This window comes from Pseudoalteromonas sp. McH1-42 (assembly GCF_022347845.1).
Classification (GTDB): Bacteria; Pseudomonadota; Gammaproteobacteria; order Enterobacterales; family Alteromonadaceae; genus Pseudoalteromonas; species Pseudoalteromonas rubra_D.
The window spans coordinates 14,635-26,598 of sequence record NZ_JAKRFU010000018.1 but is presented as its reverse complement, the minus strand read 5'-3'; the positions used below and the strand labels follow the sequence as shown (position 1 = coordinate 26,598).

Below are 11,964 nucleotides of genomic sequence, written 5' to 3'. Positions count from 1 at the left end.
GACACGGGATCTACTAAAAAGCCCACTTAGTTTATCAGTGAGAGACACCGCCCCGAACAGCTGCACCTGAGGGTTAATGGCCAAACTTAATGCGTACACCCGCATTCACAATAAAACCATCATTGCGCGACCAGATATCCGTTGTCCATTGGCCACTCACCGCCTGCTGCAGCAACAACAATGGATGCTCGTCGGTTTGCTTTACATCCAGCAGGTTCTCGAAGTTGATAAACCAGCTGTAACGCCCGGTGGTGATCTCCCCCATCAGGCCTAGATGCCAGTATGGATCAGACTCAGTGACATACGGGTTAGCATTGAGGCGCTGCGGCCCGGTGTAATAGGCTTCAAACCCGGCGCGGAAGTTACCGTGCTGCTCCCACATGGCAACAAATCCGGCCGAGTGTTTAGGCGTCAGGGCAATCTCTGTGCGCGTCTGGCCATCCACGCTTTGGGTTGCATCCAGATATAAATAACTGGCAGTCAGTTTTACGTCGCGCCAGTAATAACGCAGCAGTACTTCTGAACCACGGATCTGGCTCTCGCCCAGCGCATTGATCAGGCGCACCCGAGTGGGCTGGGTGCCATCTGTTGTCGGCACGACCTCCAGCTCAGTGACGTTATCCACATTTGAGCCAAACAGGGTCAGACTGGTTTCAACCGAATCAAAGGTATAAGTGAAATCCAGTGAGGCCGTTTCGGCTTCCTCTGCTTGTAAATCACCGATGGGTGCTAAGCGCGATAACCCCGCCGCTTCAATGTCTTCCACAAAAGGCGTTGGCGCAAAATAGCCCTGCGCATAGGAGCCGCGTACCGTCAGCTCACCCGGACGATACAACAAGGTCACTCGCGGACTGAACTGAGTACCATATTCATTGTGATCATCCACCCGCGCACTCACTGAGGCGGTCAGCGTATCGCTCAGCGTGTGATCCAGCTGTGCGAACAGGCCCGGCACCTCATAGCTGTAATCAAGGGTTGGAAACGTCTCAGACTCAAACACATCCGACTGATAAGCCACACCCAGTAACCAGTCAGTGGTGTCGTTGTACCCACTGACACTGGTTTCAAACAAATAGCTTTCGTGCTTGTCCTCTTCCAGCACCAGACCAAAGCCGTGCTCATGGTTTTGCACCATGGCCGATGAGCGCGCATGTAGCGTAAGCGTGTCGGACATCGGCTGGCTATACACAAACCCACCGTCCAGACGTTCTGATTCCTGCGTTTGTACATACGGATTGCCATCTGCCAGGGTAAACCCAGCTTTAGTACCACCATTGCGCTGCTCGGTCATGGCTCCGGCCGTAACATACAGAGTTTCACCCTGCTCGCCTTCCCAGAACAAACGCGGCCGTGCAGTGTAGCGCTCATACCCGGCCAAATCGAACCAGCCATCGTTGTCTATGTCTTCGGATTTCTGATGGTGTGCGCCCAGTGTCAGTGAGCCTTTCAGGTCATCAGTCAGCGGGGTTTCGATGTAAGACGTCAGATCCTGACCATCGCGTGTAGTCAGGTTCAGCAGCACCTCGCCCTTGAACTCGTCGCCCGGCTTGCGGGAAATAAGGTTGATCACCCCACCCAGCGCCGAGCCACCATATAAGGACGACGCCGAGCCTTTGATGATCTCAACCCGGCCCAGATCTGTTGGCGGAATTTGTAACAGGCCAATCGACGCAGCCTGATTACCATACAGCGGCAGACCATCAGCCAGCAGCTGAGTGTAACGACCATACAAACCCTGCAATCGAATATTGGCACTGCCCAATGCAGGCGAGGTAGTCTGCATCCGAACCCCACCGGTTTCTGCCACCAGCATGGAGATATTACCCGGGCGCATCGCCGCCTTTTCTTCGATTTCTTCGCGATTGATCAGCTCCACCCGCACCGGCTGCTCATCAGCAATCCGGCCAGAGCGCGTTGCCTGGATGACGATTTTTTCCATCTCATGACCATGGCCGTGTTCATCGTGATGCTCACCGTCAGCGTGCGCATCCTGGCCCTCGTCTTCATGCTGTTCTTCAGCATGGGACTCATGTTCATGGTGCTCAGGCCCTGGCGCAACCAGCGCAGCACTCACAGCAGTAGCCAGCGGACTCAGCGGTGCCGCCACACTCACCGACATCCCCAGAGATAAACAACTTAATGACAAAACCAAACCGGCAGAACGAAACGTATCAGACATAACTATTTACTTGACCCTCAGGACAGGAATAAATGATACTGCCGATGCTAAAGGTTACAGCGACTGGAAGGTCAATATGAAAATCAGCGAACTTGCGACGAAATCCCAGATAAATGCGAAAACCATCCGCTATTATGAACAAGTTGGTTTAATCAGCGCACCACAACGCGCCAGCAACGGCTACCGCCACTACCAAACGGCTGACGTAGACACCCTGATCTTTATCCGCCGCTGCCGCGAGCTCAACATCCCGCTGGACGACATCAAACGCCTGGTCGAAGTACAGGCCGATCCCAACGCCTCCTGCGCCGTGGTCGATAAAATCATCGCCGAGCAACTCGCCCAGGTACAACGCACCCAGCGCGAACTGGCACTGCTTGAACAGTCCCTGCAAACCCTCGCCTCCTGCAGCGCCGAGCAGGTAGACCAGTGCACTATTTTACATAAGTTGAAGGCGCGGTAAGAGGTTGAAAAATAAAACCAAGACTTGCCGTAAAGCATTTCACAATAGTAATACTGTGTCTTTTAGGTTTAACTTACCCAGTTTTCAGAGTAATTACTCAAATCTGAATCGCATACCTGAAAATACCGGCTATACATAACGGAATGAGGCAATCAGTATTTGAGCTGATGGGTTTGTTGAAAATAGGCAAACCGCTTTTTGACCAACTGTTTATAACTCTGGTAGTGACTAAATTCTTCAACGATTGTATCTGCCGCTACACCATGATTTTTAAGCTCAACCTGAGTAAGGGTGAACAAGTTAACAAACAAAAATGGGCGGATAAAGGGGTGCTTTTCGGTTTCAGCATAGCGATAGCGTAAAATTAATAGGTCCTTCCTGACATCCTCCATCGAAAAAAGCTGCTTACCTTTTCGCCAACGCTCAAAGCGCTTTTTTATTGCACATGTATCAGGGTCCACTAACACTGCTGAACCTGCCTTAACAGACGGCCCATCAATATCAGGATCCTTAAGCCGCTTACGAACGATATCACGATATAAATCTACCCACTTCACTTTACGCTTGACATTATCTTTGCCCCTGCGGGCTTTAAATGCCTCCAGCATGCACTCACTAGAAAGACTCAGACCTCCGCTCGATTTCTTCCCTGTGGCTTGCGGAATTACCTTTTCCAATATAGAGAAATCTGGTGCGCCATAATCAATCTCTTCATACAATTCAAACAAAGCGGCCCAGTACATCACCATTCTAATCAAGTACACAGATGACTCTTCGGGCGTTGGACTTATTAGGTTAGGTTTGTCAATTAATAGCCATTGACTGATAAAGCGATGGGCCACTCTTGTTTCCTTAGTTTCCCGAAGCTTTTTGATAATGTCATGCTCCAAATCACAATGAGCACTCAGGAAATCCCAGTAAGAATGAAAGCTGTAGTCTTCTTCTTTTTCCAATTGCGCCCTGCTTCCTGCAATTGCACCTTTCAAAAAGCACCAAGCGCCCTGATTTCTTAATTCGGCTGGAGTGATTTCATTAATGTCTATGTCAAAGGCACGAACATTTAAGTAGCTCTCAAACTCCTCATAATTTAGTGTGCCTGCTCTCGCCTTCCGAAAAACCTGGTGATCGCAAGTGATGTTCTGATCTTCTTTTATTACTCTTGAAAGTCTAACGAATAAATCTTCATAAGAGTCAATATCTTTAGATGCATGAAGAATCAATTCGGGCAAGTGATTGAACAGCAGCCCATGGTTAATCGCATTTCCAAACATATTTCAGTCAAATGTCCCTTTTCCGTTGGTTGTTCTGAACCACAATAGCCATGAACCAATAAAACTAACAGGAAAAGACTGATGAATAAAATCAAACCACAAGACAACTCTTCGAATATGCCAAATGCAAACAAAGGCACCTCAGGCACAAACAAGCAACATGATCACGTACATGGAAACCGGAGCAAACAGATACAGCAAAACAGGCAGCAGAAGAGGAAGTAACAAATGAGCCTGAAAATAGCAGTTTAAATGCGTATAAGACTGAAACACACCAAGAGCTTCTACAAAGCCTTCAGCTACATTATTCACATACTTCCATCCGCCATCATTGGCACATAGAAAACCAGCAGCATTGGGTATTGGATGTCGTGTTTAAGGAAGATGCTTGCCAGATCAGTGAGCCGATTTCGGCGGAAAACATGGCACTGTTCAGACGGGTCGTTCGCAATCTGGTAAAACAGTACACAGGCCTTAAAGATTCGATACGTGGCAAGCGCGTTCGGGCCAGTTTTGACGATGAATTCAGGGCAGAGCTTATCTTTGATTAATGCTCGTTAACGAAGTATGCTCTCACCCTTCTTCAATTGGCTATATTTCACCAGCTCAATATTAAGCTAACTTCTATGATAATTTAAGTGAGTCGGGTAAAGTAGCCTGACCTAAGCCAACTAGTCTCTGATGAACTCGGGGCGATTTACTAGCCGATACAATCTCGCTAGTAAAATATGCTATCGGTTTAGAGGCAGAGCATAAGCCTTTTGCTGAGCAAGTAGACGCTTAGACGCTAAATTTAAAAAATGGATCTTCCGCCATAATGCCCAAAGAAAAACAGCATTTACCGAAGAACAAACCACGTGGCTAAGGTTGAAAAAAGACCATATTGCAGCAAGTTGCTCCATTGAACGCGATGACTTTGACTGTAGCCCTCTTTCCGATCGCGGTGGCTTACAAAAAAGCTTGGGGCTTGCTTAACACCGAAACTAAAAACGAATTAGATAGCCTAATGGCTGAAATGAATCAGGAATTAATTGCGTGAGCGAAAATACTGAACTACCTAAAAATTGGATAAAATGTGAATTAGGTGAAGTTGTTGAAATTCACGACAATGAGAGAAAACCTATTAACAACTCAGAGCGGAATAGTCGCATTGAGAATAAAGCATTAAATGAATTATTTCCATACTACGGTGCTACTGGACAAGTGGGGTGGATTGATGACTTTTTATCTAATGAAGAGTCAGTATTAGTGGGTGAGGACGCAGCTCCTTTTCTAGATCCCATTAAAAATAAAGCATATTTAGTTAAAGGTAAGTTCTGGGTGAACAACCATGCACATATTTTGCGTGGATTACAGGGGTATGTTTCAAATAAATTTATCCTTCATCAAATGAATTATGTTGACTATCAAGAGCATGTCTCGGGCTCCACTCGCCTCAAGCTAACAAAAACAGCTTTAACAAAAATGCCTTTCACATTATGTCCATTTAATGAGCAAAATAGAATTACTGATAAAATTGATGAGCTATTTTCTGAGTTAGATGCTGGAGTTAAAGAGCTTGAAGCAGCGCAAATTAAACTCAAACACTATCGCCAGTCCTTACTCAAAAATGCAATTGAAGGTGCGCTTACCAAAAAATGGCGAGATGACAATAAAGATAAAATTGAAGAAACAGGCAAAGAACTTTTAAATCGTATCCTAATTGAACGGAAGCAACGCTGGGAACAGAATAAACTCGAAGAGTTTAAAAAGAAAGGCAAAAATCCACCTAAAAACTGGCAAGACAAATATCCTGAGCCAGTCCAGCCGGATACAACTGATTTACCTGAACTACCTGAAGGTTGGGTTTGGGCAAGTATTTCGCAAATAGGCTGGCTTGATCGAGGCAGATCAAAACATAGGCCTAGAAACGCTGCACACTTGTATGGCGGAAAATATCCTTTTGTTCAAACTGGCGAAATAAGGGCGGCTGAGCAATATATTCGAGAAACAGATAAAACATACAGTGAAGATGGATTAGCCCAAAGTAAACTTTGGTCAAAAGGAACTATGTGTATAACTATTGCTGCAAACATTGGCGAAACAGCGATATTAGATATAGAAGCATGCTTTCCAGATAGTATCGTTGGGTTTAATTGCGTCATAGCTGAGATGCCAGTTGAGTATGTTGAATACTACTTTAGGGTTTTAAAAAGTAAGCTCAATGATGAAGCCCCAGCTACTGCACAAAAAAATATAAACCTAGAAATTCTTTCTAAAGAAGTTATTCCACTTCCCCCTATTAAAGAGCAATTAACTATTGTAGAAAATCTTAATAATGAGCTAGAAAGCATTAAATGGCAGCAAGCATCTATAAAACTTGGTTTAAACCAATCCGAAGCCCAGCGTAAAAACATCTTAAAGTCAGCATTTTCTGGCCAACTAGTGTCACAAAACCCTGATGACGAACCCGCTTCAGTATTGCTTGAGAAAATTAAGCAAGAACGTGTAGCTTTAGCAAAAATATCAAAACCTCGAAAACAGAGTAAACCTAGAAAAAGAGTTGAGCTGATGGATACCTTACTCGAAGTGTTAACCGCTGAAAATGACTGGATTGATGCCCAAAATGCCTTTCAAAAATGTGGCATTGTTGACGGCACTTCAACCGATCGTATCGAAGAAATTTATACCGAACTGCGCAAACTAGAAAAAACAGGCAGAATCAAAATTCAGCGCCAAGGTGACTTCGACCAATTAAAATTAACTACGCAAGACATTAAGGAAGACTAATGCGCCTAGCCTCATTTACAATCGGATCAGATCGCGAAGGTGAGCGCCAGCGATTTAAAAACCTTAAAAATGTCACCATCGACTTTGAAGAACAAGAGTGGATCACCTTAGTCATTGGCTGGAATGGCACAGGTAAGTCAAACGTACTTGAGGCATTAGCTGTTTTATTTCGTGACCTTATTATGGGTAAAAATGAGAGAGGAGAAAAAGATAAACCAACGTTTTCTTACGTCCTTCGTTATTTTTGCCATGAAAAAGAGATCGAGATAGATGCTGACCCTGATCGTGTTAAAGAGGCCTATAAAATCAGTTACAGAGATTTAGGTGAAAATAAGTCAGAGGAGTCATCTCAAGCAGATTTATTGAGCGAGCTGAAAGGAAAGAAAGAGCTAGCTGAAATTGCATTTAGTAAGTTCAAAAAGCAGCAAGACGACTTCTTGCCAAAATATGTTTTTGGTTACTACTCAGGCCATAGCGATAGGATGCAGTCAGTTTTTAGACCGTACCTTCAGCAATATGATAAAAAGCTTCGCAATGCAAAATCTGAAGATCCGGGTTTAAGGCGTTTATTTTATGCGTTACCTGTACATAGCCAATTTGTGTTACTTGCCTTTGTATTAAGACAAGATGACTTAGTTAGGCATTTTCTAGACACCCAATTAGGTCTAGAAACGGATGAAAATGCGGAAAGTATTGATTCTGTGCTGCTAGAGCTAAATGAGCCTTCATGGAACTTAAATAAAAGTAAAGATCCAAAAGGTAAATATGGCGCTTGCAAAGAAAAACCCGATATCTTTTGGGGAGCAGAAGGTGTTGTGCGTGATTTTTTAGATCGTGTCCATGAGGTTTCTACTGCACCTATAAAAATTAAGCGCAAAGATGAAGCAACGTTATGGAATAAAAAAGAGCGGGAATATCTTTATATGTTTATCAAAGATATTTACAAGCTCGATGAACTGGTTGGAGAGCAAGAGCCAAGAGAGTTTTTCCGTGATCTTGAAAGTACCTACGTTTCAGAGTTAATTAGCGAAGTTCGTATTAGAGTTAAGCTTAAAAAGAATGATGGCAGCGTTACGTTCAGAGAGTTAAGTGAAGGCGAGCAACAATTGCTAACGGTGTTAGGTCTATTAAGGTTTACTACTGAAGAAGAAAGTTTATTTTTACTTGATGAACCAGACACTCACTTAAACCCTAAGTGGAGTGTTGACTACATTGATTACCTGAATAAATTCGTGTCCTCTGGTTCTGAAGGTGAAAATAATAGTCATATAGTTCTCACTACACATAACCCAATTGCGATTGCTGAATTAACCCGTGATCAAGTACAAATATTAAACCGCGACGATGAGACCCGCACCATAGCGTCACATAAACCTAACTTTGACCCCAGAGGCATGGGCTATGCGGGTATTATCACCAGTGATATGTTTGGATTAGCAACATCGCTTGATAGCTACACAGAGGATTTGCTGGAGAAAAAAAGGCAAATAACAGCTAAAGATGGCACTTTATCATCAGATGAAAAGGTCGAACTGCACGCTATAAACGCAAAACTGGATAATCTCGGTTTTAGATTCTCACACCGCGATAGAGTATTTGAAGAGTACCTGCGTGCTCGCTATGAATTTGATGCCAGTGCTAACAGCAAGCAAAAAATCGATCAACTGCCATCAGATAAAAAACGTGTGGCGAGTAAAAAGTTAATCTTAGAAGTGCTTGCGAAACTGAAACAAGAAGGTGGAGGTCAAGATGAGAAGAATTGATTTACGTAAACTGAATCCTTCTCCTGATTGGCGTGCTCGCGCACTAAGCAAACAAGCTGACATTGATAATGGCATTATCGACGCTAAAACAGCTTCGGCAATGTGGTCAGAGTTGAAGCCTCAACTAAAGGATTTGTCTCAAAATAAATGTTGGTATTGTGAATCTAGAGAGGATAGATCGGACAACGCAGTCGATCATTTTCGACCCAAAAGTCTCTATCCTTGGTTTGCACTTGACTATGAGAACTTTCGCTTCGCTTGTACTTTTTGCAATAGCATTAGAAAAAACCCTAAAACAGGTGAAAGTGAAGGTAAAGGTGATCATTTTCCCCTATTGTCTGGGAGTAAAGCGAATAATAGAGCACAGCGTAATACGGAAGATTACATATTAATTGACCCCTGTGAACCTGCTGATGTTGGCTTACTTGATTTTACTGAGGATGGCTTACCGAGAGCAAAATTCCCACACCAAATAAATCGTAATCGGCGAGCGATAGACTCCATTAAATACTACCATTTAGATCATCCTGATTTGGTAGAGTCTAGACGACAATTAGCCTTAGATATTCGCGATTGGGTAGAAAGTGCTGATGCTATTTATGATCCAAATGATCAGGGAGATCCCAAAATTGAAAAAGCATTTAAAGGCTATGTTAGTAACATTGCCAAAGTTATTGCAGCCGATGCCCCCTTTTCAGTCTTTGCGAAGAAAATGGTTAAAGGTTATCAAGATAGGTACTGGATAGAAGTTTTGCTGGAGTGCGCCTAATGTCAAAACTCACTATTGATCCTGAACTGTTTGCTGATATCCACTCTTTAATCACACAAGCAAAGCAGCAAGCGGCGGTTGCTGTTAATGCATCATTAACTATGTTGTATTGGCAAATTGGTCAACGCATTCATCAAGCAGTATTAAAGGGTGAGCGTGCAGAGTACGGTAAGCAGGTGATTGCAAATTTATCCGAGCAACTTACCCATAATTTAGGCAAAGGCTGGGGCAAGCGTAATTTGCAATATATGGTGCAGTTTTACGAAACATTCCCTGAGCAGCAGATTGTGCACGCACTGCGTGCAAAATTAAGCTGGACACATTTCAAGCAATTAATTCATTTAAAAGATCCTCTCCACCGTGAGTTTTACGCTCAAATGTGTGCGCTAGAAGGTTGGAGTGTGCGTACCTTAGATGATCGAATTAACAGTATGTTATTTGAACGCACGGCATTGTCTAAAAAACCTCAAGAGCTGATAAAGTTGGAGTTGCAAAAATTAGCAACACAGCAATCAGTTTCAGCCCCTTTGCTGCTTAAAGACCCGTACGTGTTAGATTTTTTAGGACTAAATGATCATTATCTAGAAAAAGATTTAGAAGATGCCATTTTGCGCGAACTTGAGCAGTTTTTGCTTGAGCTAGGTGCTGGCTTTTCGTTTATTGCTCGGCAAAAACGCATTCAGCTTGATGGTGATGATTTTTATATCGATTTATTGTTTTATAACCGCCAACTCAAACGCTTAGTGGCGATTGATTTAAAGCTGGGCAAGTTCAAACCTCACTACAAGGGGCAAATGGAGCTTTACCTTCGCTGGTTAGATAAACATGAGCGCCAAGCGGATGAGCAAGCTCCTCTCGGGATTATTTTATGCGCACAAAAAAATCAAGAACAAATAGAATTGCTAGAAATGGATGAAGCAGGCATTCACGTAGCTGAATACTTAGCGGTATTGCCAAAACGAGAAATATTGCATCAGCGCTTGCAAGATGCAATTAATTCTGCCAAAAATCGGTATAATCCTACCCTTTTAGACGGTAGTGATCCTGAGAGCAGTCAATCAGGTTTGGATAGAAACAAATGAATGCCCCCGCATTAGTACAAAAAGTTTGGAATTACTGTCATACATTGCGTGATGATGGTGTAGGTTATGGCGACTACTTAGAGCAGTTAACCTATCTGCTATTTTTAAAAATGGCACATGAGTATGCGCAGTCGCCTTACGACAGAGATACTAAGGTTCCGACAGAGTATAACTGGGAATCTCTAAGTGGGTTAACAGGTGAAAAACTTGAAGAGCAATACCGAAAGGTTTTAAAAAACCTCGCAAAAGCTGGCGGCATGTTAGGCGCTATCTTCTATAAAGCCGAAAATAAAATCCCTGACCCTGCAAAGCTATCTCGTATTGTTACCATGATTGATAACGAAAATTGGATAAGCTTAGATGCCGATGCCAAAGGTGACTTATATGAAGGGCTTCTGCAAAAAAATGCGGAAGATACAAAAAGCGGTGCAGGTCAATACTTTACGCCTAGACCATTGATTGATGCCATATTAGCGTGTGTTCAGCCTGAACCAGAGAAAACCATTGCAGATCCAGCTTGTGGTACAGGTGGCTTCTTTTTAAGTGCTAGTGATTGGATTGCCTATGGCGATCCTCAGTGGATTCAAAAAGAAATGAATCACTGGAATCCATCGAAGCATGATGAAACCATTGTTCCAAAGTCGAAGTTAAATAAGGCACAAGCACAATCGTTAAGAGACAAAACATTTAGAGGTAATGAGATTGTCCCTTCAACAAGACGCATGTGTTTGATGAACTTATTTTTACACAATATTGGTAGCATTGATGGGCAACCTGAAGTTGAAAGAGCAGATGCATTATTAACACCAATAACAGGTGAAAATAAGGTAGATTATGTTCTCGCCAATCCCCCCTTCGGAAAGAAGAGCAGCGTAACCATAACCAATGCTGAAGGCGGTGAAGATAAAGATGCACTAACTTATGAGCGCCAAGATTTTTGGGCAACCACTACCAACAAACAGTTGAACTTTTTACAGCATATTGTTTCAAGCTTAAAAGACACAGGTAAAGCCGCTGTTGTATTACCTGATAACGTATTGTTTGAAGGTGGCGCAGGTGAGCGTATTCGTAGAAAATGGTTAAATAACTGCGATGTACATACCATTTTAAGATTACCGACAGGTATCTTTTACGCTAATGGTGTGAAAGCGAATGTTGTGTTTTTTGATAATGCCGCCCGTGATGAAAAAGTTCATACCAAAGGTATTTGGTTTTACGATCTAAGAACCAATAAACATTTCACGTTAAAACAACGACCAATGACACTGAATGACTTGAAAGACTTCATTAAGTGTTACAACCCTGAAAACCGTCATGAACGTGAAGAAACTGAGAGGTTCAAATACTTCAGTTATGATGAGCTAATTAATCGAGACAAAGCGAGCTTGGATATATTCTGGCTAAAAGATGACAGCTTAGATAACCTTGATAACTTGCCACCGCCTGATGTTTTACAGCAAGAAATCATCGACCATTTAGAAGCTGCCTTAGCCGCATTTAAAGATGTAGCAGCCGGGTTGCCTGATAGTACTGTGGAATAGTTAATAAGCCGCAAATTTGCGGCTTATTTATGGGTGAAAAATATGAAGTTAATAGCAAGTGGTGTTGCAAATCGCTCAAAGTCTGCCAGTAATTCTAATTTTCTTCCTCGATACTTAACTAAACCCA

Annotated in this window: 9 protein-coding genes and 1 pseudogene; 8 read left to right on the top strand and 2 right to left on the bottom strand. The window is 43.1% G+C overall.

All coding sequences use genetic code 11. The features are described 5' to 3' along the window. Window positions 1–73: 73 nt before the first annotated feature. Window positions 74–2,179: a TonB-dependent receptor gene (locus MHN31_RS16140; protein ID WP_239444771.1), complete on the bottom strand. Its 2,106-nt coding sequence runs from the start codon at window positions 2,177–2,179 to the stop codon at window positions 74–76. A 76-nt stretch (window positions 2,180–2,255) separates the two neighbouring features. Here MHN31_RS16140 and MHN31_RS16135 point away from each other — a divergent pair, with 76 nt between their 5' ends. Then, window positions 2,256–2,642, top strand: a complete 387-nt coding sequence (locus MHN31_RS16135) for a MerR family transcriptional regulator (protein WP_239444770.1) — start codon at window positions 2,256–2,258, stop codon at window positions 2,640–2,642. A 152-nt stretch (window positions 2,643–2,794) separates the two neighbouring features. Here MHN31_RS16135 and MHN31_RS16130 read toward each other — a convergent pair whose 3' ends face one another. Beyond that, window positions 2,795–3,913, bottom strand: coding sequence for a hypothetical protein (locus MHN31_RS16130; RefSeq protein WP_239444769.1), 1,119 nt, complete (start codon window positions 3,911–3,913; stop codon window positions 2,795–2,797). Between the two features lie 317 nt (window positions 3,914–4,230). Between MHN31_RS16130 and MHN31_RS16125 the strand changes: the two are divergent. The 7 genes and pseudogenes from MHN31_RS16125 to MHN31_RS16095 form a co-directional block, all read left to right on the top strand. Beyond that, window positions 4,231–4,464, top strand: a pseudogene (locus MHN31_RS16125) (ISAs1 family transposase); the annotation flags it as partial. Between the two features lie 253 nt (window positions 4,465–4,717). After that, window positions 4,718–4,888, top strand: a complete 171-nt coding sequence (locus MHN31_RS16120; RefSeq protein WP_239444831.1) for a type I restriction-modification enzyme R subunit C-terminal domain-containing protein — start codon at window positions 4,718–4,720, stop codon at window positions 4,886–4,888. A gap of 60 nt (window positions 4,889–4,948) precedes the next feature. Further along, complete coding sequence (locus MHN31_RS16115; protein WP_239444768.1) at window positions 4,949–6,682, top strand: restriction endonuclease subunit S; 1,734 nt, start codon at window positions 4,949–4,951, stop codon at window positions 6,680–6,682. Then, window positions 6,682–8,445: an AAA family ATPase gene (locus tag MHN31_RS16110; protein WP_239444767.1), complete on the top strand. Its 1,764-nt coding sequence runs from the start codon at window positions 6,682–6,684 to the stop codon at window positions 8,443–8,445. Before MHN31_RS16115 ends, MHN31_RS16110 begins: the two co-directional genes overlap by 1 nt. Then, the gene (locus tag MHN31_RS16105) at window positions 8,432–9,214 is read left to right on the top strand and encodes an HNH endonuclease (protein WP_239444766.1); all 783 of its coding nucleotides are present in this window, start codon (window positions 8,432–8,434) and stop codon (window positions 9,212–9,214) included. The genes MHN31_RS16110 and MHN31_RS16105 overlap by 14 nt, the downstream gene beginning before the upstream one ends. Then, a complete protein-coding gene (locus tag MHN31_RS16100; protein ID WP_239444765.1) occupies window positions 9,214–10,296 on the top strand; it encodes a PDDEXK nuclease domain-containing protein in 1,083 nt (360 codons plus the stop codon). The genes MHN31_RS16105 and MHN31_RS16100 overlap by 1 nt, the downstream gene beginning before the upstream one ends. Then, on the top strand, window positions 10,293–11,837 hold the full coding sequence (locus MHN31_RS16095) for an N-6 DNA methylase (RefSeq protein ID WP_239444764.1): 1,545 nt from the start codon (window positions 10,293–10,295) through the stop codon (window positions 11,835–11,837). Before MHN31_RS16100 ends, MHN31_RS16095 begins: the two co-directional genes overlap by 4 nt. Window positions 11,838–11,964: the final 127 nt, after the last annotated feature.

Bases quoted from the DNA above. Each gene is read 5' to 3' on its own strand.
- MHN31_RS16110 (WP_239444767.1), top strand. From the start codon at position 6,682: ATGCGCCTAGCCTCATTTACAATCGGATCAGATCGCGAAGGTGAGCGC.
- MHN31_RS16100 (WP_239444765.1), top strand. From the start codon at position 9,214: ATGTCAAAACTCACTATTGATCCTGAACTGTTTGCTGATATCCACTCT.
- MHN31_RS16105 (WP_239444766.1), top strand. From the start codon at position 8,432: ATGAGAAGAATTGATTTACGTAAACTGAATCCTTCTCCTGATTGGCGT.
- MHN31_RS16095 (WP_239444764.1), top strand. From the start codon at position 10,293: ATGAATGCCCCCGCATTAGTACAAAAAGTTTGGAATTACTGTCATACA.
- MHN31_RS16135 (WP_239444770.1), top strand. From the start codon at position 2,256: ATGAAAATCAGCGAACTTGCGACGAAATCCCAGATAAATGCGAAAACC.
- MHN31_RS16140 (WP_239444771.1), bottom strand. From the start codon at position 2,179: ATGTCTGATACGTTTCGTTCTGCCGGTTTGGTTTTGTCATTAAGTTGT.
- MHN31_RS16130 (WP_239444769.1), bottom strand. From the start codon at position 3,913: ATGTTTGGAAATGCGATTAACCATGGGCTGCTGTTCAATCACTTGCCC.